The organism is Actinomycetospora sp. NBRC 106378, from assembly GCF_030269685.1.
GTDB lineage: Bacteria > Actinomycetota > Actinomycetes > Mycobacteriales > Pseudonocardiaceae > Actinomycetospora.
Map to the genome: position 1 here is coordinate 335,238 of NZ_BSTT01000004.1, position 22,329 is coordinate 357,566.

At 75.6% G+C, this 22,329-nt stretch carries 22 protein-coding genes; 14 read left to right on the forward strand and 8 right to left on the reverse strand.

Translation table 11 applies throughout. The features are described 5' to 3' along the window. Window positions 1-59 precede the first annotated feature (59 nt). Window positions 60-1,457, forward strand: coding sequence for an MFS transporter (locus QSK00_RS13085; RefSeq protein ID WP_285591230.1), 1,398 nt, complete (start codon window positions 60-62; stop codon window positions 1,455-1,457). On the opposite strand, the gene QSK00_RS13090 is transcribed toward QSK00_RS13085, so the two are convergent. Continuing rightward, window positions 1,454-1,885, reverse strand: coding sequence for a phosphatase domain-containing protein (locus tag QSK00_RS13090; RefSeq protein WP_285591232.1), 432 nt, complete (start codon window positions 1,883-1,885; stop codon window positions 1,454-1,456). The two genes, QSK00_RS13085 and QSK00_RS13090, sit on opposite strands and share 4 nt — an antisense overlap. Window positions 1,886-1,948: 63 nt before the next feature. Here QSK00_RS13090 and QSK00_RS13095 point away from each other — a divergent pair, with 63 nt between their 5' ends. Beyond that, on the forward strand, window positions 1,949-2,722 hold the full coding sequence (locus tag QSK00_RS13095; RefSeq protein WP_285591234.1) for an N-acetylmuramoyl-L-alanine amidase: 774 nt from the start codon (window positions 1,949-1,951) through the stop codon (window positions 2,720-2,722). Between the two features lie 2 nt (window positions 2,723-2,724). Here QSK00_RS13095 and QSK00_RS13100 read toward each other — a convergent pair whose 3' ends face one another. The 3 genes from QSK00_RS13100 to QSK00_RS13110 form a co-directional block, all read right to left on the reverse strand. Then, complete coding sequence (locus QSK00_RS13100) at window positions 2,725-3,441, reverse strand: HAD family hydrolase (RefSeq protein WP_285591236.1); 717 nt, start codon at window positions 3,439-3,441, stop codon at window positions 2,725-2,727. Window positions 3,442-3,455: 14 nt separating this feature from the next. Further along, window positions 3,456-4,217 carry a PP2C family protein-serine/threonine phosphatase gene (locus tag QSK00_RS13105; protein ID WP_285591238.1) on the reverse strand — a complete coding sequence of 254 codons (762 nt, stop codon included), beginning with the start codon at window positions 4,215-4,217 and terminating at the stop codon, window positions 3,456-3,458. 93 nt (window positions 4,218-4,310) lie between these two features. Continuing rightward, window positions 4,311-4,523: a hypothetical protein gene (locus QSK00_RS13110; protein ID WP_285591239.1), complete on the reverse strand. Its 213-nt coding sequence runs from the start codon at window positions 4,521-4,523 to the stop codon at window positions 4,311-4,313. A 115-nt stretch (window positions 4,524-4,638) separates the two neighbouring features. Here QSK00_RS13110 and QSK00_RS13115 point away from each other — a divergent pair, with 115 nt between their 5' ends. Both QSK00_RS13115 and QSK00_RS13120 read left to right on the forward strand, forming a co-directional pair. Next, window positions 4,639-5,151, forward strand: coding sequence for an Hsp20/alpha crystallin family protein (locus QSK00_RS13115; protein WP_285591241.1), 513 nt, complete (start codon window positions 4,639-4,641; stop codon window positions 5,149-5,151). A 359-nt stretch (window positions 5,152-5,510) separates the two neighbouring features. Then, window positions 5,511-6,050 (forward strand): DUF4333 domain-containing protein, encoded by a 540-nt coding sequence (locus tag QSK00_RS13120; RefSeq protein WP_285591243.1) that lies wholly within the window; start codon window positions 5,511-5,513, stop codon window positions 6,048-6,050. A gap of 4 nt (window positions 6,051-6,054) precedes the next feature. Here QSK00_RS13120 and QSK00_RS13125 read toward each other — a convergent pair whose 3' ends face one another. Beyond that, window positions 6,055-6,678 (reverse strand): L-threonylcarbamoyladenylate synthase, encoded by a 624-nt coding sequence (locus QSK00_RS13125; RefSeq protein ID WP_285591245.1) that lies wholly within the window; start codon window positions 6,676-6,678, stop codon window positions 6,055-6,057. Window positions 6,679-6,774: 96 nt separating this feature from the next. Here QSK00_RS13125 and QSK00_RS13130 point away from each other — a divergent pair, with 96 nt between their 5' ends. From QSK00_RS13130 to QSK00_RS13140, 3 genes are all read left to right on the forward strand, one after another. Beyond that, window positions 6,775-7,326, forward strand: a complete 552-nt coding sequence (locus QSK00_RS13130; RefSeq protein WP_285591247.1) for a hypothetical protein — start codon at window positions 6,775-6,777, stop codon at window positions 7,324-7,326. A gap of 81 nt (window positions 7,327-7,407) precedes the next feature. Next, window positions 7,408-8,247 (forward strand): alpha/beta fold hydrolase, encoded by an 840-nt coding sequence (locus QSK00_RS13135; RefSeq protein WP_285591249.1) that lies wholly within the window; start codon window positions 7,408-7,410, stop codon window positions 8,245-8,247. Between the two features lie 61 nt (window positions 8,248-8,308). After that, window positions 8,309-9,349 carry a magnesium and cobalt transport protein CorA gene (locus QSK00_RS13140; RefSeq protein WP_285591250.1) on the forward strand — a complete coding sequence of 347 codons (1,041 nt, stop codon included), beginning with the start codon at window positions 8,309-8,311 and terminating at the stop codon, window positions 9,347-9,349. Between the two features lie 4 nt (window positions 9,350-9,353). Here the strand turns inward: QSK00_RS13140 and QSK00_RS13145 are convergent, their stop codons facing one another. Continuing rightward, complete coding sequence (locus tag QSK00_RS13145) at window positions 9,354-10,634, reverse strand: aminotransferase family protein (RefSeq protein WP_285591252.1); 1,281 nt, start codon at window positions 10,632-10,634, stop codon at window positions 9,354-9,356. 45 nt (window positions 10,635-10,679) lie between these two features. Between QSK00_RS13145 and QSK00_RS13150 the strand changes: the two genes are divergently transcribed. Both QSK00_RS13150 and QSK00_RS13155 read left to right on the forward strand, forming a co-directional pair. Continuing rightward, window positions 10,680-11,147, forward strand: a complete 468-nt coding sequence (locus QSK00_RS13150; protein WP_285591254.1) for a GNAT family N-acetyltransferase — start codon at window positions 10,680-10,682, stop codon at window positions 11,145-11,147. A 147-nt stretch (window positions 11,148-11,294) separates the two neighbouring features. After that, window positions 11,295-12,425: a lysylphosphatidylglycerol synthase transmembrane domain-containing protein gene (locus QSK00_RS13155; protein WP_285591256.1), complete on the forward strand. Its 1,131-nt coding sequence runs from the start codon at window positions 11,295-11,297 to the stop codon at window positions 12,423-12,425. On the opposite strand, the gene QSK00_RS13160 is transcribed toward QSK00_RS13155, so the two are convergent. Continuing rightward, window positions 12,422-14,398: an Hsp70 family protein gene (locus QSK00_RS13160; RefSeq protein ID WP_285591259.1), complete on the reverse strand. Its 1,977-nt coding sequence runs from the start codon at window positions 14,396-14,398 to the stop codon at window positions 12,422-12,424. The genes QSK00_RS13155 and QSK00_RS13160 overlap by 4 nt on opposite strands. Window positions 14,399-14,667: 269 nt before the next feature. On the opposite strand from QSK00_RS13160, the gene QSK00_RS13165 reads away from it, so the two are divergent. From QSK00_RS13165 to QSK00_RS13185, 5 genes are all read left to right on the forward strand, one after another. Further along, on the forward strand, window positions 14,668-16,386 hold the full coding sequence (locus QSK00_RS13165; protein ID WP_285591261.1) for a hypothetical protein: 1,719 nt from the start codon (window positions 14,668-14,670) through the stop codon (window positions 16,384-16,386). A gap of 92 nt (window positions 16,387-16,478) precedes the next feature. After that, window positions 16,479-17,195, forward strand: a complete 717-nt coding sequence (locus QSK00_RS13170; protein ID WP_285591263.1) for a hypothetical protein — start codon at window positions 16,479-16,481, stop codon at window positions 17,193-17,195. 20 nt (window positions 17,196-17,215) lie between these two features. Continuing rightward, complete coding sequence (locus QSK00_RS13175) at window positions 17,216-19,033, forward strand: dynamin family protein (RefSeq protein ID WP_285591265.1); 1,818 nt, start codon at window positions 17,216-17,218, stop codon at window positions 19,031-19,033. Beyond that, the gene (locus QSK00_RS13180) at window positions 19,026-20,540 is read left to right on the forward strand and encodes a dynamin family protein (protein WP_285591267.1); all 1,515 of its coding nucleotides are present in this window, start codon (window positions 19,026-19,028) and stop codon (window positions 20,538-20,540) included. Before QSK00_RS13175 ends, QSK00_RS13180 begins: the two co-directional genes overlap by 8 nt. Window positions 20,541-20,687: 147 nt before the next feature. Beyond that, complete coding sequence (locus tag QSK00_RS13185) at window positions 20,688-21,545, forward strand: hypothetical protein (protein WP_285591269.1); 858 nt, start codon at window positions 20,688-20,690, stop codon at window positions 21,543-21,545. Window positions 21,546-21,593: 48 nt separating this feature from the next. On the opposite strand, the gene QSK00_RS13190 is transcribed toward QSK00_RS13185, so the two are convergent. Next, a complete protein-coding gene (locus QSK00_RS13190; protein ID WP_285591271.1) occupies window positions 21,594-22,328 on the reverse strand; it encodes a metallophosphoesterase in 735 nt (244 codons plus the stop codon). Window position 22,329 lies beyond the last annotated feature (1 nt).

Consider the following 22,329-nt stretch of genomic DNA (forward strand, 5'->3'; position numbering starts at 1 on the left):
TTCCGAACGTGTCGCGGCCGCTCGGGAGGAGCATCCGGGCCCGTGGGACGGGGTCGATCGTGACGGCGGGTTGGGCGGGGATGCTCGCCCCGGGACGCCGTGGGGCGGTCGGGGTGCTCTGCGGCGGGGTGCTGCTCTTCGCGGTGGACACCTACGTCACCGCGAGCCTGCTGCCCTCCGCGGTCGCGGAGATCGGGGGCGAGCGCTTCTACTCCTGGGTGGTCACCGTCTACCTGCTGCCCGCCGTGGTGACCTCGGCGCTGACCGGCCGCGCGCTCGCGGCGTGGTCGGCCCGGCGGGCCTACCTGCTCGCCCTGCTCGCGTTCGGCGTCGGCACGGCGATCGACGCGGTGGCGCCCTCGATGGCCGTCCTGCTGATCGGCCGGGCGGTGCAGGGGACCGGCGGCGGGCTGCTGGCCGGACTCGCCTACGCGCTCATCCGCACCGCCCTGCCCCGCGAGCTGTGGACCCGCGGCAGCGCGGCGATCTCCGCCATGTGGGGCGTCGGGCTGCTGGTGGGCCCGGTCCTCGGCGGTGTCTTCGCCGAGTCCGGCCTCTGGCGGGGCGCCTTCGCGACGATGGTCGTGGTCACCGGGGTCGTGGCGGTGGCGGTCCCGGCCGGTCTGCGGCGCGCCGGCGCGCGGCCCCCGTCGACCCGGACGCCGTTCCCCCTGTTCTCGGTCCTCCTCGTCGGTGGGGCGGCCGCGGTGCTGTCGGTCTCCGGGCTCGCCGTCTCCGGGGCGGGCGTGAGCACGCGGGGTGTCGTGGTCGCCGCGGGCGGGATCGTCGTGGCCCTGGCGCTGCTCGTCGGGCTGGTGCTCCACGAACGCCGGCCCGGCGCCGTGCGGGTGCTGCCGCTGGCGACGTTCACACGCGGCGGGCCGCTGGCCGCGGTGTACGTGACCGCGGCGGTGCTGATCGGGGTCTCGGCCGTCGAGGGCTTCGTGCCGCTGTTCGGTCAGCGCCTCGGTGGTCTGTCGCCGGTGTGGGCCGGTTTCCTCGGGGTGGCGCTCGCCTGCGGCTGGGTGGTCGGGGAGATGACCAGCGCGTCGGTGGGTCGCGGACGGCTCGCCGTCGGTGTCGGGCCGCTCCTGGGTGTGGTCGGGTTCGCGGTGCTGACGCTCACCCAGCGCCCGGACGGCGTGGTGTGGTGGGCGGTCGGGCTGGTGCTGGCGGGGCTCGGCGTCGGCGTGGCGTGGCCGCACCTGGCGGCCGGGGCCATGGCCGGGGGCACCGCCGAGGACGGGACCGACGACGACGGCGAGGGCGACCGCGCGTCGGCCGCGATCACGATGGTGCAGATGCTCGCCGTGGCCCTCGGGGCGGCGTTCGCGGGCGTGGCGGTCGCGCTCGGGGACGACGATCCGGCCGTGTCCGCGACCCTGCTCTACGGCGGCATGGGTGTCGTCGCCCTGCTCGGCGCGGTGACGGCGCTGCGGGCGCGGGAGGCGGCCTAGAAGTCGCCGTCGGCGACCTGGAGGACCGTCAGCCCCAGCGCGCGCCACATCGCGACCACCCGGTCCCGGTCGTCGAGGACCAGCCGCACCCGGTAGCGCCCTGCGACGTCCCGCTCGTAGAGCTCGCGCTTGACGACGTCGTCGGGCCGGGTGTCGCCCACCGCCCGCAGGGAGAGTTCCGGCCACTCCCGCCCGCCGAGCACGTGCGCGTGCAGCCACCATTCCGTCGGGACCCGGGCGGCCTCGGTGCGCCCGGACAGGAACACGACGCGCGGGGTCGAGCGGCGCAGGTCGTCGAGGACCCGGACGACGGGGAGATTGGGGAGGTCCTCGCCGGCCCGCAGCTCCCCGTGCGGCCCGGGGAAGGGGGAACGGTCGGCGCGCAGGGCGAGCGTGCCGTCGACGTCGCAGAGCAGCACCTCCTCCATGTGCGCGAATTCTGGCGCCGTGCTGCCGGGCGCGGCGCACCCGGTGCGGCACCATCGCGCGGCGTGTCACGTGCGCTGCTGGTCACCGCCCTCGTCGTCGTGCTCGCCGCGTGCGCCGCGCCCGGCAGCGCGCCCGCCGCGCCGGCGGCCGTTCCGGTCCCGACGGCGGGTCCGGCGGCTCCGCCGGGCACCTTCGTGGTTCCCGCGGGGGCGACGATCGTCATCGACCCCGGGCACGACGGCGGCAACGGCCGGGCCGCGGCCGCGATCGCGCGCCCCGTGCCGGACGGCCGGGGCGGGACGAAGCCGTGCAACACGACCGGCGCGTCGACGGCGGACGGCTACCCCGAGCACGCGTTCACCTGGGCGGTGTCGCAGCGGCTGGCCGACCTGCTGCGCGCCCGCGGCTACCGGGTGGTGCTCACCCGGCCCGACGACGCCGGCGTCGGGCCGTGCGTCGACGAGCGCGGGGCGGCGGGAGCGCGGGCCGGGGCGGCGGCCGTGCTCTCGGTGCACGCCGACGGCGCCCCGGCGGCCGGCCACGGGTTCCACGTCCTGTACTCCGCGCCGCCGCTGAACCCGGCGCAGCGGGGGCCCGCCCGGGCCCTCGCCGACGCCGCGGTCACCGCGATGCGCGGGGCCGGCTTCACCCCGGCCACCTACATCGGGCGGGACGGCCTCGACCCGCGCGCCGACATCGCGGGGCTCAACCTCGCCACCGTGCCGACCGTGCTCGTCGAGTGCGCCAACCTCCGCAACCCCGCCGACGCGGCCCTGGCGCGCTCGCCGGAGGGACAGCAGCGGTTCGCCGCCGCGCTGGCCGCGTCGATCGGCTGAGCTCAGCCGAGCAGGGACAGCACGGCGCCGAGCCCGCGCTCGCCGAGCCGGAACTCGCTGGGCAACAGGAAGGCCCGGCACCCCACGGCCACCGCCCCGCCGTCGCGGGCCGGGTTGTCGCCGACCATGAGCGTGGCCCGCGGGTCGACGTCGAGGGCCGTGCAGGCGGTGGTGAACATGGCGGGGTCGGGCTTCTCGACGCCGAGGTCACAGGAGAGCACCCAGGTCCCGACGAGGTGCTCGACGCCGGCCGCCCGGGCGTGCACCCGGATGTCCCACCCGATGTCGGACACGACGCCGACCCGCAGGCCGCGGTCGGCCAGGGCCTGCAGGACCGCGGCGGTGTCGGGGTAGGGCACCCAGGCGTCCGGGGCGCGCAGCAGGTCGATCGCGGTGTCCTCGACCCCGCGGAGTACCGGGACCTGCGCGAACCACGCCCGCATGGCGGCGCGGTGGGCGTCGTCGGACAGGTCGCGGCCGCGCTGCGCGGCCGCGACGTCCGGGCGGGCGGCGGCGCTCGCCAGGTCGTCCAGCGTGACGTCGGCGGCGATCTCACGGTCCGTCGCCCGGCCCACCGACCGCAGCCAGTCGGCCGTGTCGACCATGTGGAAGAGGGTGTTGGAGAAGTCGAACAGCACGGCCTCGACCGGCGGGACCGGGTCGCGACGCTGATCGGGTGTGGGCTCGTAGGCGGCGGTCAGGTCGAACAGGGCGCGCACGGGCCCAGTGTGGATCAGCCCCGTCGCGGCCGGGGCACCCGCACCGGAGCCACCACCAGCGCGGTGGCGTTGTCCCGCGTCCCGGCGGCGCCCGCGGCGTCGACGAGCGCCCGGGCCAGACCCGGGGCGGGCACCCGGGCGCACAGCGCGGCCGGCGCGTCCGGTCCGAGGGCCCGGTGCACGCCGTCGGTCGCCAGGACGAGCGCGTCCGGCTCGGCGATCGACGTGAGGCCGATCTCGACGGCGCCGCGCACCGTCCGCACGCTCGTCGTCAGGACGTGGTCCAGGTGGTCGGCGACCGCGATCCCGGCCGCGCGCATCTCGGCGCCCACCGTGTGCTCCCGGGTCAGCGGGAGGACCGCACCGTCGATCAGGGCGACGGCGCGGACGTCGCCCACCCACGCCACCGTCCACGTCGGCTCGGCGAGCCGGGCATCGGGGCCGAGGGCGACGGTGAGGGCCGCGTCACCGGGCAGACCCGCGCCGAGGAGCACGTCGCGGGCCGCCAGCACCGCGAGGTCGGCGCGCCCGTCGAGGACCGCCGTGCGGACGGCGTGGTCGACGGCGATGCGGGCGGCGTGCGCCGCGGCCGACGAGTCCCCGACGCCGTCGGCGACGGCCACCGCGTGGCGGTGGTCCCGGCCGGTGAACCCGCCGGCTGCGTCCGCCTGGTGCCGCCGCGGGCCACGGGCGGCGGCCGACCACCAGGGCAGCGGGGTCGGACCGGCCGTCCGACGCCCGGCCCGAACGGTCCCTGGTCCCACCGTCACGCCCATCGCGGCCTCCTCGCTACGCCCTCGGATCCGAGGCTGCCCGCGGGAGCTGTGGGTCGGCTGAGGACCGGGTGAGACGCGGAGATCAGCTGCCGGTCAGCCGCCGAGGCTGCGGCGGATCTCCTCGAGCTTGACGCGGGCGGCCTCCGCGCGGTCGGCCTCCTGCTGCGCGAGGTCGTGCGCCTGCGGGGTCGCGGCGTCGAGCTCGTCGGCGCCGTCCGCGGTCGCCGCGCGCTGCTCGATGCGGTCGCGCACGTAGTCGAAGGTCGGCACGCCGTCGGCGGTGTAGTCGGGTCCGGGCTCGCTCATCGCCCCAGGTTCCCAGAATCGGCCCGGGGGCGGGAATTGAGTCGACCCGACTCAGGTTGGAGGAGTCAGTGGCCCGCAAGGCCGGGCCCCCTTCCGTCGTCCGAGGAGGACCACCATGAGTTCCGCACTGATCCGCTACCCCCGCTTCGTCGGTCCGTTCGGTCCCTTCCGCGTGGCCGACGCCCTCGTCCGCGGCACGTTCGGCACGCCGCGTCAGGCCGAGTCGGCCTGGTACGTGCCGGCCGCGGACGTCGTCCGCGACGGCGACGACGCCGTGGTCCGCGTCGAGCTGCCCGGGGTGGACCTCGCCTCCGACGTCACCGTCGAGGTCGTCGAGCACCGCCTCGTCATCGCCGGCGAGCGCCGCGAGGAGCACGAGGGCCAGGGCTTCCGGGAGTCGCGCCGCGGCGCGTTCCGCCGCAGCTTCGGCCTCCCGCGTCACGTCGGGGCCGACGCCGTGAGCGCGTCCTACGACGCCGGCGTGCTGAGCGTCCGGGTCGCGGGTGCGCACGTCGCCCCGCAGCCGGTCACCCCGGCGTCGCGCCGCATCGAGATCGCGGGCGTGGCACCGGCCGCCGACGCGACCGCGGACGAGACCCCCGCCGAGGGGGCCTCGACCGAGGCCTGATCCGGCCCGCCGCCACCCGGCACGACGCCCCGTCGGACCCCGTCCGGCGGGGCGTCGTCGTGTCCGGGCGCGGACGATCACCTGCTCGGGCCCGGGGAGGTCGCTACGATCGATGATCGACCCGACGCCGTGACCGCCCGGAGACACCGATGCCCCCGCAGGCCCCGCCGCCCGGCCGTCCCGGTCCCGGATGGCAGCAGCGGCCGTACCCGGGAGCACGGCCACCGGGTCCGTCGGGTCCAGCGGGTCCACCGGGTCCACCGGGTCCATCGGGTCCACCGGGTCCACCACGCCCGCCGACGGGTCCGTTCCCCGGCGCGGCACCCGGCGGGCCGGGGGCGCCTCCGCCGCGGCCGCCGGTGCAGTCGATCTACGGGGCGGGCGGGCCGAACCGGATGGCGGCGCCTCCGCCCACCCGCGCCTCCCGCACCGCCGTCGTGGCGCTCGTGCTCGCGGTGCTCGTCGCCCCCGTCGGTCTGGTCCTCGGCGTCGTCGCGCGACGCCGCATCGCCGCCTCCACCCGACCGACGTTCGACGGGCCGTTCGGCGAACCGCGCGGACCACGCGAACGGCTCACCGGGCGCGGGACCGCCACCGCCGCCGTGGTCCTCGGCGCGGTGCTCACCCTGCTCGAGGTCGCCCTCGTCGTGGCGCTGACCGTCGGCATCCCGACGACCTGGCTCCCCTCGAACGACGTCGCCGCGGCCGACGTGCAGACGCAGATCGAGCAGGCCGCGAAGCTCCCCGCCGGCAGCGTCCGGTGCCCCGGATCGCTCCCGGCCGCGGTGAACGCCACGATCACCTGCACCGGGACGCAGAACGGTCAGCCGGTGAACCTGAAGGCGACCGTGAGGAGCGTGCAGGGCCGCGACGTCCGGTTCGACGTCACGCGCGGCTGAGCGCTCACCAGCGCCAGACCCGCTCCTCGCCCGCGCCCTGCCGCACGATCTCCGGCTCGGGGCCGGACAGGTCGACCACGGTGGTGGGCTCCTTGCCCTGGTCGCCCGAGTCGAGCACGGCGTCGACCTGGTGCTCGAGGCGCTCGGCGATCTCCCAGCCCTCGGTGGGCGGCTCGCTCTCGCCCGGCAGCAGCAGGGTGCTCGACAGCAGCGGCTCGCCGAGCTCGTCGAGCAGGTCCCGGGTCACGACGTTGTCGGGGATCCGGACGCCGACCGTGCGCTTCTTCGGGTGCGCGAGGCGTCGGGGCACCTCGCGCGAGGCGGGCAGGATGAAGGTGAACGGACCGGGGGTCGCGGCCTTCACGGCGCGGAACACCGGGTTGGACACCTCGACGAACTGCCCGAGCTGCGCGAAGTCCCGGCACACCAGCGTGAAGTGGTGGCGGTCGTCGAGGTGGCGGATCGACCGGATCCGGTCGACCGCCTCCCGCGCGTCGATCCGGCAGCCTAAGGCGAACCCCGAGTCGGTCGGGTAGACGATCAGACCGCCCTCGCGCAGCAGTGCCACGACCTGCGTGATGGTGCGACGCTGCGGGTTCTCCGGGTGCACGTCGTAGAACCTGGCCACCTCCGACAGCGTAGCCCCGCCGTGGCGACGTGTGACCGTAGCCGTCTCGGGATACGTTCGTGATGCCACCGTGACCCGGGAGCAGGAGGCACGACCATGGGAGCCCACTCGGCCCGCCCGGCCGACACCGGCCCGATCACCGTCGCGCGCGTCGCGACCACCACGCTGGCGGTCGCCGTCACCGGCGTCGTCGGCACCGGCACCGCCCTCGCCCACGAGGACGGGTCGGGTCACGACGGGGCCGGCCACCACGGCCACGTCGAGCGGTCGGTCGACGCCACCTCCGGCCACGGCGGGAGTGCGGCCGCGGCGGCGCAGGAGGAGGCCGCCCGGGCCCGCGCGGAGGCGCAGGAGACCGTGCGGGACGCCCTCGCCGACGTCGGGATGAGCGACAGCGACCTCGATGCGTACGGAGACGACGCCGCCGCCGACGACCACTCCGACGTCGACGATCCCGACCGCCACTCCGACGAGGGGACCGCACCGGAGGAGCACGCGGCGCCCGCCGCCACTCCCGCGCCCCCGCCGAGCCCGCCGTCGTCGCCGTCGGGACGGAGCACCGTCCAGCCGATCGCGGCGTCCGGCAACACCGGTCCGAGCTCGGACGTTCCCCCGTCGGGTGAGAGCAGGACCATCCCCATCCGCTGACATCGATTGCGCGCAATCGAGGTTTCGCCTGTCGGACGGACGGCGAGACCCGTCGTCCGCCACACGAGGAGGTCGACAGGCATGGCACGCGTCCAGGTCGGAACCGAGAACGGCGCTCCGATCGAACTGCACTACACCGACCAGGGCGCGGGGAGCCCGGTCGTCCTCATCCACGGCTGGCCGCTGTCCGGCCGATCCTGGGAGAACCAGGTCCCGGCCCTGATCGACGCGGGCCACCGCGTCATCACCTACGACCGCCGCGGCTTCGGCGACTCCTCCCAGCCGTGGGACGGCTACGACTACGACACGTTCGCCGCGGACCTCGACACGCTGCTCACCACGCTGGACGTCACCGGCGCCACGCTCGTCGGGTTCTCGATGGGCGGCGGCGAGGTCGCGCGGTACCTCGGCCGGTACGGCACGGCCCGCGTCGCGAGGGCCGTCTTCGCCGGCGCCGTGCCGCCGTACCTGTACAAGTCGGACGACAACCCCGACGGCGGGCTCGACGACGCCACGATCGAGCAGTTCCAGGGCGGCGTGACCGGCGACCGCATCGCGTTCCTCGAGGAGTTCACGAAGAACTTCTTCGACGCCGGGAACGGCCCGCTGGTCTCCGGGCCCAACCGCGAGTACCACCGCCACATCGCCGAGTTCGCCTCGCCGAAGGGCACGCTCGACTGCATCGCCGCCTTCGGCCGCACCGACTTCCGCGCGGACCTCGCGACGATCGACGAGTCCGGCATCCCGGTCCTGGTCATCCACGGCGACTCCGACGCGATCGTGCCGTTCGAAGTCTCCGGCAAGCGCACCGCCGCGGCGATCACGAACGCCGAGACGGTCGTGGTCGAGGGCGGACCGCACGGCTTCAACGCCACGCACGCGGAGGAGTTCAACCGCGCGCTCGTGCAGTTCGTGAGCTGATCGACGTAAATTTCCCGACGGCGGGTCGTGCTCCGATCCGCCGTCGGGTATTCGGCCCGGCATGAGCGTCGTCGACAACGCGGTGTACCGGGGCGGACGTCGCGAGGCGGAGCCCGAGACCCTGGACGGCACGCTCGGCGTGCTGCGGGACGAGGAGTCGTCCGACGGGCGCGGGCCCGCCGATTTCGCGTGGATCGGCCTGCTGCGCCCCGACGACGACGAGATCTCGCGCGTCGCCCGCGACTTCTCGCTGCCCGAGCTCGCCGTCGAGGACGCGGTGCACGCCCACCAGCGTCCCAAGTTCGAGCGCTACGACGACGTGGACTTCGTCGTGCTCCGCCCCGCCTGGTACGTCGACGAGGAGGAGGACGTCCAGGTCGGCGAGGTCCACCTCTTCCTCGGCACCGACTTCGTGGTCGCCGTGCGGCACGCCGAGACCCCCGACCTGGCGGACGTCCGCCGGCGGCTCGAGGACCATCCCGACCTGCTGCGCCTCGGCCCGCGCGCCGTGCTCTACGGCATCCTCGACCGGATCGTCGACGACTACCGGCCCGTGGTGCACGAGCTGCGCCGGGACATCGACCAGATCGAGACCGAGGTGTTCGGCGGCGACCCCGACGTCTCGCGGCGCATCTACCACCTCTCCCGCGAGGTCATCGAGTTCCAACGCGCCACCGACCCGCTGCGCGCGATCCTGGGCACCCTCCTGGCCGAGACCGAGGACGACCCGCACGCGGTGGTCCTGCACCGGGGGCTGCGCGACGTCGCCGACCACGTCGAGTCGTGCGTCGAGGCCGCCGACGGTTTCCGCCAGCTGCTCGAACGGCTGCTCACCGTCAACGCCTCGCTCGTCGGTCAGCGGCAGAACGAGGAGATGCGCCGGCTCTCCGAGACGAGCCTCGCGCAGGGCGACGAGGTCAAGAAGATCTCCAGCTGGGCGGCGATCATCTTCACCCCGTCGGTGATCGCCGGCGTCTACGGCATGAACTTCGACGACATGCCGGAGCTGCACTGGACCCTCGGCTACCCCTTCGCGATCGGCCTCATGATCGTCGCCGCCGTGGTCCTGTACCTGATCTTCAAGAAGCGCGGCTGGCTGTAGCCGGTCACGCGCCCGGCGCGCTCGGCACCGGCGTCCGGTCCGGCAGGGCGTCCAGCCCGGCCCGGATGCCCTCGCCCAGGAGCCGGATCTCCTCGTCGGTGACGATCAGCGGCGGGGACACCGCCACCCCCTTGCCCAGGCCCCGCACGAGGAGGCCGGCCGCGCGGGCGCCCGCCAGGACCTTGTTCGGCGCGTCGGGCACGGACGAGAGCACCTCCGGCGTCAGCTCCACGGCGGCCAGCAGCCCGAACCCGGCGCGGACCTCGGCGACGTACGGGTGCTCGCGCAGCGGGGCCAGGGACGCCTCCAGCGCGGTCTCGAGTTCCTGCCCGCGGGGGATGAGGCGTTCCCGCTCGTAGACGTCGAGCGTGGCGAGGGCGGCGGCACAGCAGGTCGGGTGCCCGGAGTAGGTCGGGCCGTGTCGGAACGTGCGCTCGCCCGGCGTCGTCCACCAGGGCTCGGCGACCGCCGCCGACACCAGCACCCCGCCGAGCGGCAGGTAGCCGGCCGTCACCCCCTTCGCGAAGGTGACCAGGTCGGGCTGCACGCCGAAGCGCTCGATGCCGAACCAGGTGCCCAGCCGGCCGAAGCCGCAGATCACGCTGTCGATGACCAGCAGCACGCCGTGGCGGCGGCACAGCTCGGCCACGCCCTCGACGTAGCCCGGGGCCGGGATGTGCACGCCGCCCGCGCCGGTGACCGGCTCCATGACGAAGGCGGCGATCCGCTCCGGGCCGACGTCGGCGAACACCTTCTCCACCCCGTCCAGGTCCTGCGGCGCGACGGTGTTCTCCCCGGCGAGCACGCCCCAGCCCTCGCGGTTGGCGGGGATGCCGACGATCGAGGTCCCGTAGCCGTGGGTGCCGTGGTAGCCGGTCTCGCGGGAGACGACGTGGACGCGTTGGTGCTCGCCACGCGCCTGCCAGTAGGCGCGGGCGATCTTCACCGCCGTGTCGATGGCGTCGGCGCCGCCCGAGCCGAGGAACACCTTGGTGTCGGGGCCCGTGGGGGCGAGCGCCGCGAGCCGGTCGGCCAGCTCCAGCGCGGGGCGGTTCGCGATGTCGGCGAAGCACGAGTAGGCCTCGAGCCGGCTCATCTGCTGCATCGCCGCGTCGACGATCTCCCGGCGGCCGTGCCCGACGTTGGCGTACCAGAGGCTCGCGCACCCGTCGAGGTAGGCGCGGCCGGCCTCGTCGTACACCCAGGCGCCCTCGGCGCGGTCGACGACGAACTCGTGCTCGCGGACGGCGGCCATGTCGGAGAACGGGTGCCACAGGGATCCCATGTCCGCGATTCTCGCCGCCGGGGCAAGCCCCTAGCGTGTCGGGACGTGGACGTCCGGCCCGTGACCGTCGAGGAGGCGGTGACGCTCGCCTTCGAACCCGAGGCCTTCGGTGAGCGGTTCGGGCTCACGCTCGTCGAGGGTTGGGACGAACCGGGCACGCTGGAACCGACCGTCGAGGCCCTCGAGGGCGGGGTCGACCCCCGGTGGCTGACGCACCTGCTCCTCGAGGGCGGCGAGGTCGTCGGGATGGGGGGCTTCACGGGTCCGCCGCGCGACGGCGAGGTGGAGGTCGGCTACCACGTCGCCCCCGCCCGCCGGGGGCGCGGCCTCGCGACGGCGGCCGTGCGCACCTGGGTGGCGCGTGCCGGACGCGCCGGGCTGGTGCGGGTCGTGGCGCGGACCGCGCCGGGGCCGAGCGCCTCCACCACCGTGCTCACGCGGTGCGGCTTCGTCCGGCAGACGGCCCGGGAGGACGAGGCGGCGACCTGGTGGTGGGTGCGCCCCCTGCCGTGACCGCGGCCCCGGCCGCCGCCTGAGACGCACACCCCACACGTCCGGTCGGGTCGGCGCGTGTGGCGCTGCCGCCGAACGGCTAATCCGATCGGCGACGCTCGGCACCCCGCGTTCCCGGAATGCGGCCGATGGAGGACAGTGGAGGTCGTGACGGTGACGACGGGTGAGGTGATCGGCCGGGTCCGGCGCGTCGCGTCCGCCCGCACCACCCGCGTCCTCGCAGGGATCGTCGTGGTCTCCGGGCTCGCCGTCGGGTGCTTCCTCATCTGGCCGACCATCGAGGCCGCGGCCGCCGCCCTCGGCGACGCGGACGCCATGTGGGTGACCCTCGCGGTCGTCTGCGAGGCGGCCTCGATCCTGGCGTTCTCCCTGCTGCACCACCGTCTGCTGCGAGCCGCCGCCGTGCGGGTCCGGTTCCGCGCGGTCGTGATGGTGACCCTCGCGGCGAACGCCCTGCACCTCACGGTGCCCGGCGGCGCCGCGCTCTCGACGGCCTACACCTTCCGCAAGCGGCGCGCCTGGGGCGCGTCCGGGCCGGTCACCACCTGGACGATGGTCGCGGGCGGAGTGGCCGCCAGCCTGGCCCTCGCCGGGATCGCGGTCGGCTCGGCGCTGGTGGTCAACGGCCGGGCGACCACGCTCGGGCCGCAGCTGCTCCAGCTCGCCGGGGTGGTCGCGCTCGGCGCGCTCATCGTGGTCGTCAGCCGCCGGCCCGGACTCATCACCGCCGCGGCGACCGCGGGTCTGCGCCTGGTCAACAAGGTCCGGCGGCGCCCGCGCGAGACCGGCGTCCCCGAGCTCGTCGCCCAGATCGAGGGGCTCGCGCTGATCGAGCTCGACGCCCGCGGCCGGGTCGTGGTCGGGTTCTCGGCCCTGGCGAACTGGCTCCTCGACATCGCCTGCCTCGCGGCCTGCTGCGTCGCCGTCGGGGCCAACGGGATGACCCTCTCGCTCGTCCTGGTCGCCTACGCCGCGGCCACCGCCGCCTCGAGCCTCGCGTTCCTGCCGGGTGGCCTCGGCCTCGTCGACGGTGCCCTGCTCGCGGCGCTCGTCGCGGGCGGCGTCCCGTCGCACCCCGCTCTCGCCGCGGTCCTGCTCTACCGGCTGGTGAGCTTCGTCGGCGTGGCCGCCGCGGGCTGGGGCGCCTGGTTCTGGGTGCAGACCCGCGGCAGCGTCGACGAGCACCCGCTGGACGAGCGGACCGGTCCCGACGGCGAGGTGCAGACGCTGCCGTTCCCCTCGGCCCGCACCCGCGGCGACGCGGTGGGGCCCCGCTAGGACCCCGACCCCGACCCCGACCCCGGTTCCGGCGTCGGCTGGTCGGTCGGGCGAGGGTCCTCCGTCGGCTTCCACCGGCTCGTGGTGGTCGTGGTCGTCGTCGAACCGTGGTGTCCGCCGGACGAGCCACCGGACGAGCCGCCCGAGGAGCTCCCGCCGCCCGAGCCGCTCCGCGACCCGGTGCCCGTCGCACCCCCGCCGGCGGTGCCGCTGTTCCCGGCGGGTGCCGGGTCCTCGGCGACGACCGCGTTCGTCGGGACGACGACCGCCGGGACGACCTCGCTCGTGGTCGGTGCGGGCGGAACCAACGTGGCCGACACCGAGGCACCCCGGGCGTAGACGACTCCTCCGGTGGTGAGCCCCGCGACGAGGAGCACCGCGGCTCCCGTCATCACCAGGAGGCGGGTCCGCGACCGCGGGGGCGTCTCCGGCGCCCCACCGGCGTCGGCCTCCTCCGGGGCGGACGGGCCGAGCGGGGGACGGGGCGGCGTGCGGCCGCCGGGGGTCAGGGTCGTCCGGTCGTCGGCGGCCGGAGAGCGGAACGGCGAGGAGCTGGGCCCCAGCCCGTGGTTCGGCGACGGGAAGTAGCCCGACCCCGGGCCCGTGCGGAAGGTCGGCGCCGCCGGGAGCCGGCCCGACCCGGGGCCCGTCACGGCCTCGCCCCGGCCCGGTCGGGTCGTCCGGGTGGGTCCCGACGGGGCAGACGACGGGGCAGACGACGGGGTCGGCCCGCTCGGGCGCGTCGGGGCAGCCGGGCGGAGGTCGAGCAGCCCGGACGACGGGCCGGACGAGGCCGTCCGCCAGCTCACCTTCGAGGTGACCGCGGCCGAGGCGGCCGCGTCGGGGCCGGCCGGGACCGCCGAGGCCGACGGACGCGGGTCCGCGGTGCGCGGGGCGACGGTGAGCACGGCCCCGACCGCGATCGAGGTCTTCGGGTCGGTGTCGACGGCCACCGGCCGCCCGACCGCCTCGGACACCATCTGGGCGACCAGGGGGATGCGCGAGGACCCGCCGACGAGCAGGACCGCCTGCAGGTCCTCCGCGGTGAGCCCCGCGGACTCGACGGTCCGCATGAGCGCCCCGACGGTGTGGTCGATCGAGATGCGGATCATGGCCTCGAACTCGCGCCGGGTCAGCCGCACGTTCGTCCGCAGCGAGGGCAGCATCACCGGGATCGTGACCTCGGTGTCGGAGGAGAGCGCCTCCTTCGCCTCGACGCACTCCTGGCGCAGCCGCCGGAGGGCCGCGAGCACGTCGGGGTCCTCGGTGTCGATCTCGTCGAACGCCGCGCCGAGGCCGGCGCGGACGTGGTCGACGACGCGGTCGTCGAAGTCGACGCCGCCGAGCGTCTCGATGCCCTCTGGGCGCCCCGGCAGCTCGAAGCCGGTCGCGGCGCGCCGCACCACGGCGGCGTCGAACGTCCCGCCCCCGAGGTCGTAGACGGCGACCGGTGCCCCGACCTCGACCCGCTCCTTGGCCGCGTACGCGACGGCGGCCGCCTGGGGCTCGGAGAGGAAGGTCGTGCCGGTCAGCCCCGCGTCGCGCAGCGCGCCCGCCAGGAGCTCCCGCTTGTGGTCGCCCCAGCTCGCGGGGTGGGTGACGGCGATGGCGTCGGCCGGGCCGCCCTCCCGCTCGGCCACCCGGTCGACGACCCAGCGGGTCAACCGGGCGGCGAGGGCCTGGGCGGTGTGCACGCCGTCGCCCACCACGAGCGGGACGTCGTCGCCGACCCGGCGCTTGAACTGGCGGACCACCCGCTCGGGCTCGGTGTGGGCGCGCCGCTCCGCGGCCTCGCCGACGAGCACGTCGCCCGCCGCGGAGAGGTGGAGTACGGACGCGACCGCCGCCGTGCGGCTGCCCAGGGCGACGATCTCGGGCTCCGACCACCCGGTGCCGGACCGCCGGGACACGGCCGCCGCGGTGTACGTCGTGCCGAGGTCGATGCCCAGGCGATAGGCACGCGGCGGGGTCATGGCAGGAGTATCGCGGCCCTGGGTCACCAGTCAGCCGGTCGGAACGCGGACTAGGGCAAATCCCCTCATCCGTTCGAGTGAGCATCCCCTGTCCCCCGGTACATGGGGTGACGACACTCCCCGACGTGCTCCCCCGTCGCCGTCGGTCTCGCCCCGATGGCCCGGGGTTCGCGGGTTCCTAACGTTCCCGCCGTCCGCCGCTCCGGTCGTCGCCGACCGCCGGCCCCGACGCCCGGCGAGCGCATCGCCCCGAGAACCAGGAGACCCCGATGACCACTGCGTCCCCCTCGGCCGAGCCGACGGCCGGCACCGGCGGGCAGGCCGAGTCGACCCCGTCCCCCGACACCTCCTCCGGGTCCGCGTCCGGGTCCGGGCAGACCGACCCCGGTACGTCGACCCCGACGGGCGACCACGGAGACCCCGCCGGCCTCGACGGGCTCGACGGACCCGTCACCCCGGGCGACGCGGGCTCCTCCGTCGACGCGCTCGGGGGCGCGCTGCCGCCCGAGGCGACCGCCGAGCAGTCGGCGCACTTCGACGCGATGATGGACTTCCTGCGCGGGTGCTCGCCCGAGGAGCAGGCGGAGCTCCTGTCGGACCGCTGGGCCCTGTTCGAGCGCTTCGGCATCGACTACAGCTCGAGCACCACGTTCTCGTACGTGATCGAGCGCTCGCACTGCTACCAGCAGGAGTCGCACCACTGGTCGGGCGGCGACCACTGGTCGGACGGTGACCACGGGTCCGGCGGGCACTGGTCCGGCGGCCACGGGTCCAGCGGGCACGACGGCGGCCACTGGGAGCACCGGGGCGGCGACTGGGAGCACCACGAGTGCGAGCGGATCTTCGCGCACCACTGCAACGAGACGTTCCGCGAGACCATCCACGTGCACATCGAGATCGACATCGACATCGACGGGAACGTGGTGATCGGCCGTCCCGTGCCGATCGAGCACGTGCCCTTCCCCGACGAGGACTGGCCGCCGCGGGGCCACACCCCGCCGGTCGTGGAGACCACCCACGGCGGGGACCCGACGGATCCGACGACCGGACAGCACACCCCGCCGACCACGCCCGGCACCACGACCCCGTCGTCGACGACGGGTACGCCCGGCCAGCCCGCCCCGACGACCGGGCAGACGACCGGGACCACGACCGGGACCTCCGGCACGCCGCCGATCGTCGTCCCGGTCGACGCGAACGCACCCCTCGACCCGACCGGCGGCGGCTCGACCACGGCCCCGATGGGCACGACGACGGGCAGCGAGCCGGCGGGCGGCCACGGGAGCACCGGCGACCCGGCCGGGGACCACCCGGGCACCACGGGCGAGCCCACGCACGGCTCGACGACCACGGACCCGACCACGGACCCGACCACGGACTCGACCACCACGGGCCCGGCCGGCACGGACCCGACCACCACGACTCCCGCCGACTCGACGCACCCCGGCGACCCGGCGGCCGGCACCTCCGGCACGACCACGACCACCCCGCCCGCGTCGACCGACCCGCTGCACCCGGCCGGCGCCGACCCGCTGCACCCGGCCGGCACCGACCCGGGGCTCGACGACGTGCCGGGCACGTCGCCCACGGCCCCGGCGGGGACGACCACCTCGTCCACGACCTCCCCCACGACCGACCCCGGGCACCCCGGCGACCCGGACTTCGGCGCCCCCGCCCCGATCGACCACGCGGGCGGCACGGCGGAGGACCTCGACTTCGGCGCGCCGGCGCCGAGGCCGGTCCCGGAGATCGAGCAGCACGACCCGGCGGGCTCCGAGCACACCACGGACGCGGGCCACGACCCCGCGGCCGACATCACCGACGACGGCGGCCACGGCGGGGTCACCGACCTCGACCACGGCTCCTCGAGCACCGGGCTCGGGTCGGACGACTCCGGGTCGGCCCACCACGAGGAGCCCGCGCACGCCGCTCACGGCGGTGACCACGGCGGCGGCGACCACGGCGGGGACGGCGGCCACGTCGGCTGACCCCGTACCCCGGCCCACCGACGACGGCGGGCCGGGGCGTCGGTTCCACCGGATCGTTCGGGTCCCCGCGCCGATCGTCGAGGTCCGAGGAGGTGAGCCAGGCCGTGACCGACCTCGCCGACGAGCCGTCGAGCCTGTTGGAGTGGGCGACGCGCCTCGCGGTCGACCCCCAGCTGCGCGCCCGCCTCGCCGCCGATCCCCGGGGGCTCCTCGGGGAACAGGGCTTCGGGCACGTCGTCCCGGCGGACCTGCACCACGCGCTCCCGCTCGTGACCGACGGGGTGGCCGCGCGGCTGGGCCACGACATCGACCCCGGGCGCACCGGCCCGGTGGAGGCCCAGCACGTCGGGGAGCACCCCCTGGACGCGCTGGCGCGGCAGTTCGCCCACGTCTCCGAGGCCGTGCTGGCCGGGCCCCACGCGGGCGAGGCCGACCACGACCTCGACGACCCCGTGCCGGTCGGACCGCACGACCCGACCGCGTTCCTGGACGACCTCCCCGGGCCGACCGACCTGGACGTGGCGCACGTCGTCGCCCCCCACGGGGCGGCAGCGGTCGTGGACCACCACGACCCCACGCCCGCAGCGGTCGACGTGCCGGCGCAGGACCCCGGGACCGCGGAGCCGCAGGACGGACCCGACGTCGGGAACGGGGCGGTGACCGACCCGTTCGACGAGCCGGCGGTGCACCGGTACCACGACCACCCCGGCCATCCCGGCCATCCCGAGCATCCCGGCGCGTACGGGGACCTCCACCACGCCGCGGACCCCGTCGAGGTCCACCTCACGCACGACGTCCTCGACCTCTGAGCCGTCCGGAAGGAGCAGCCGTGCCGTCGACGCCGGCCCTGGACCTGATCGACCTCGCGAAGAAGGCGACCGTCGCCTACCAGCGCCCCGATCTGACCGCGCGGCTCGACGCCACCCGGCGCCGGGTCGCCGACCCGGACGTGCGCGTGCTGGTGGTCGGGGAGTTCAAGCAGGGCAAGAGCGCGCTCGTGAACGCGCTGGTCTCGGCCGACGTCTGCCCGGAGGACGACGACATCTCCACGGCGGTCACCACCGCCGTCCGGTACACCGCCGGCGCGCCGTCGGTGACGGTCGTGCGTGAGGCCGCGGGCCCGGCCGACGGGCAGGTCCGCGCCGAGCGCACCGACGTCCCGTTCTCCGACCTGTCGCGCTACGTCTCCGAGGCGGGCAACCCCGGCAACCGGGAGCGGGTGAGCCACGTCGAGGTCACCGTCCCGCGCAAGCTGCTCTCGACGGGCCTGGTCGTGGTCGACACCCCGGGCGTCGGCGGTCTCGGGTCCGCGCACGGCGCGATGACGATGGCGGCGCTGCCGACCGCCGACGCGGTCCTGCTCGTCTCGGACTGCGCCACCGAGTACACCGCTCCCGAGCTGCGGTTCCTGCAACAGGCGACGGCGCTGTGTCCGACGGTCGCGTGCGTCCTCACCAAGACCGACCTGTACCCGGAGTGGCGCCGGATCGCCGACCTCGACCGCGGCCACCTCGACCGCCAGGGCGTCCGGGCGCCGATCCTGCCGGTGTCGTCGGTGCTGCGGCGGGCCGCGGCGGCGGCGAACGACGCGGCGCTCAACGAGGAGTCCGGCTTCAAGGCCTTCGTCACCTACCTGCGTGAGCAGGTGCTGGCGCAGTCCGAGCAGCTCGACCGCCGGGCGGCCTCGCGGGACGTCCTCGCCGTCGTCGAGCAGATCTCCTACCGGATGCGGGCCGAGCTGCAGGCGCAGCAGAACCCCGTCGAGGCCGACCGCCTGATCGCGCGGTTGCAGGACGCGAAGCAGCGTGCGGAGGACCTGAAGAAGCGGTCGTCCCGGTGGCAGACCACGCTCAACGACGGGTTCGGGGACCTGCAGTCCGACATCGACCACGACCTGCGCGATCGGATGCGGGCGCTGCAGAAGGAGGCCGAGGAGACGCTGGAGGGTGACGACCCGGCCGTCATCTGGGACCAGTTCGCGGAGTGGCTGCACGCGGCGGTGGCCCAGGCCGCGTCGACGAACTTCGTCTGGGCGAGCCAGCGCGCGCAGCACCTGTCCCTGGTCGTCGCGGACCACTTCGTGGCCGGCGGGCAGGTGGACCTCCCGGACCTGTCCCGCGACCGGGCCCCGGGCACGGGCGGGCACGTCGCGCCGATGATCCGACCCGAGATGGCGAAGTTCAACCTCGGGTCCGCCCTGATCACCGGCATGCGCGGCGGCCAGGGTGGCGTGATGATGTTCGGCCTGATCACGAGCCTGGCGGGCATGGCGATGCTCAACCCGATCACGGGGGCCGCCGCGGTGCTCCTCGGCGCCAAGGGCGTGCGCGACGAGCGCAAACGCCTGCTCGAGCGCCGTCGCGCGGACGCCAAGCAGGCGGTGCGCCGGCACGTCGACGACGTCACCTTCGCGGTCGGCAAGGACTCCCGCGACCTGCTGCGCGCCGTCCAGCGGCACCTGCGCGACCACTTCCAGGAGATCGCCGCGCAGGTGTCGACGTCGATGGCGGAGTCGGTCGCGTCCGCCCAGGCCGCGGTGAAGACCGTGACGAGCGAGCGCGAGGAGCGGGTGCGGACCCTGACCACGGAGCTCGACCGGCTCGCTGCCCTGGAGAAGCGCGCGAAGGCGCTGGTCGGCGATGACTGAGGCGCCCGCCCGCGCGCCCGCGCTCGGCGTCCGGACCCGGACCCTGCTGCAGCGGACGCTCGAGGTCTACGGCGACAGCCCGCGGGCCGCCGGCTGGTTGCGGCACCACCTGGACCGGCTCGACGAGCCGCTGCGGCTCGCCATCGCCGGAAAGGTGAAGGCGGGCAAGTCGACGCTGCTCAACGCCCTCGTGGGGGAGGAGATCGCGGCCACGGACGCGGGCGAGTGCACCCGGGTCGTCACCTGGTACCAGGACGGGCCGAGCCCCCGCATCGTGCTGCACCCGCGTCGGGGCCCGGCACGGCCGCTGCGGACGCGGCGCACCGAGCACGGCGGTCTCGTCGTCGACCTCGACGGGGAGGACCCCGCGGCCGTCGACCGGCTCACCGTGGACTGGCCGTCGTCCGGGCTGCGGACGACGTCGCTGATCGACACGCCCGGGATCGCCTCGCTGACCGCCGACACCTCCGGGCGGGCGCGGGAGTTCCTCTCCTCCGACGAGGCGCCAGGTCAGGCCGACGCCGTGCTCTACCTCATGCGGCACCTGCACTCGGCCGACGCCCGGTTCCTCGAGTCGTTCCACGACCGGCACGTCGCCCGGGCCACCCCGGTCTCCACGATCGCGGTCCTCTCCCGGGCCGACGAGATCGGGGCGGGCCGGATCGACGCGCTCGACTCCGCCCGGCGGATTGCCGGTCGGTACCGCACGGACGAGAAGCTCTCCGCGCTCTGCCAGACCGTGGTCGCCGTCGCCGGGCTGGTCGCCCTGTCCGGGCGGACCCTGCGTCAGGACGAGTTCCTCGCACTCCGCGCGCTCGCGGCACTGCCCTCCGAGGTCACCGACGGTCTCCTGCTCTCCACGGACCGCTTCGTGACGCCGCCGGACTCCCTGCGCGACCGGCTGCCCGCGGACGCACCGGGGGCGGACACCCGCCGCGCCCTGCTGGCGCGGCTGGGCGTGTTCGGGGTGCGGACCGCGCTCGCGGCCCTCCGCGACCACGCTCCGGACGCCGCACGACTCGCCACGGAGCTGGTCGCCGCGAGCGGTCTGGACGAGCTGCGCGAGGTGCTCGCCACGCAGTTCGGCGAACGACGGGACCTGCTCAAGGCGCGCTCCGCGCTGCTCGCCGTGGAGCTCGTGCTCGAGCGGGAGCCGCGTCCGGCGGCCGCGGCGCTGCGCGCGGAGGTCGAGCGCGTCTTCGCGAGCGCGCACGAGTTCGCCGAGCTCCGGCTCCTGGCCGCGTTGCGGACGCGCTCGGTGCCCCTGCCCGCGGAGGCGCGCGACGAGGCGGAGCGCCTGATCGGGGGAACCGGGTCCCGGGCGGCCGCACGTCTGGGCCTCGACCCGGACGCGGACGCCGCGACGTGCCGGGCGGCGGTCACCGACGCCCTGGGACGCTGGCGCCGACGGGCGGCCTCTCCGATGCTGGACCGGGCGACCGCCGACGCGTGCGGGGTCGTCGTCCGCAGCTGCGAGGGCATGCTGGTGGCCCTCACGACCGCGTGACCCTCGAACGAGTGGTGCATATGGACGCAGAGTCAGTGCACCTTTCGGAGTATCAGGAACGCCATACGGACGCGCCGTTGTCGGTGGTGGACAGCGCTCGCCGGGAAGGACTCCCGGCCGGGCGAACCCCCGACGACGGAGGCGTGTGTGGGCTCGGCAGGCAGCGGGTTGGCGGATCCGGAGTTCGTGCGCCTCGGTGAGGCCCTGCAGCGGCGGCACCGGGTGCAGGGCCGGATGCGCCGGACGGCGGCGACGGTGGCGTGCGCGGTCCCGGCCCTGCGTGAGCGGATGCCGGTGCTCGCCGACCTGCCGCAGCTCCTGGTCACGAGCTCGGTCTCGGAGGCCGGCGACCGGATGGCGGCCAAGTACGACGGGACACGCTCCGGGGTCCCGCGCCGGCTCGCGGTGTCGGTGCTGTCGTTGCCCGACTCGGTCGAGGACTACCTGCGCGGCCGCTCGAAGCAGGCCCTGCGCACCAACAGCCGCCGGGCCCGCGAGGCCGGGGTGACCTGCCGGCGGATGGGGCGGGTCGAGGCCGAGGTCCGGATCTCGGCCCTGCTGCGGGCCCGCGAGGAGGAGGACCTGCTGCCCGGCGTCCGGGCCGACCTCGTCGGTGGGCTGGTGCAGGCGTGGGTGGCCCGCGACGCCGACGACGTCACCGAGGTGATCGCCCTGACCTCCGCCGACGGCCCGTTCGCGCGGCTCGACCTCATGCTCTCGGCGCCCGACCGCGAGGCCGGCCCCGCCCGCTACCTCCTCTCGGCGCACCTCGTCGGCGAGCTGATCGAGCGCGGCGTGCGCCACCTCGCGGTCGACACCGCCCTCTGGCTCGACTCCGGGCTACGCCACTTCCAGCGGCTCCTCGGCTTCGAGCCGACCACGCTCGAGTTCACGCGCGGCTCCGCCGTCGACGTCCTTCCCGACGACGGGCCGTTCCCGGCTCCGCGCGTCTCCTCCGGTCCGCTCCCGGTGGCGGTCCCGACGCCGGTCGGTTCGGCCTCCTGATCCTCGCGTCCCGGGCCTGACGGGGGTCGGGCCCGGGACGCGTCCCCCTCACGTCGCGAGCGTGCGGACGTGCGTCGCGAGGTCGCCGGTGCGCTCGTCGAGCACGTGCAGGGCGAAGCCCGGGGGTGCACCGCGGTCGGCCGTGTCGGGCTGCGGCTCGCACGGCAGCCGCAACGTCGACACCACGCCCGGCGCGATCCGCACCGGGATGCCGTCGACCGTCGTGGCCAGCGGCGTGTGGGCGTGACCGCAGAGGACCACGGAGGGGTGTCCGCGCCCGCGTAGCGGCCCGAGCAGGGGCTCGGGGTCGAGCAGTCGGATCGGGTCGAGCAGCCTGCTCCCGATCGGCATCGGCGGGTGGTGGAGCGCGACGACCAGGACCCCGGGGCGTGCGGCGGCCTCCGCGATCGCGTCCCGGCTCTCGGGTGCGAGCTCGCCGTGGTCGTGGTCTGGCACGTGGGAGTCGGCGAGCACCAGCGTGACCGCCCCGATCGGGTGGATCGACGTGATCGGCTCGTCGGTCCGCGGGAGTCCGAGCATCGTCCGCATCGCCGGACGCCGGTCGTGGTTGCCGGGGAGCATGCGCACGTCGAGTCCGGCGAACAGCTCCGCGGCGTGGGCGTACTCCTCGTCGGTTCCGTGGTCGGTGATGTCCCCGGACGCGAGGTTCAGGTCGGGACGTGGGTCCAGCGCGCGGACGTGGTCGACGACGCGGCGGGCCCGGTCCAGCGTCTCGGGCCGTGCGGGGTCGAGGTGCAGATCGGACAGGTGCGCGACGAGCATG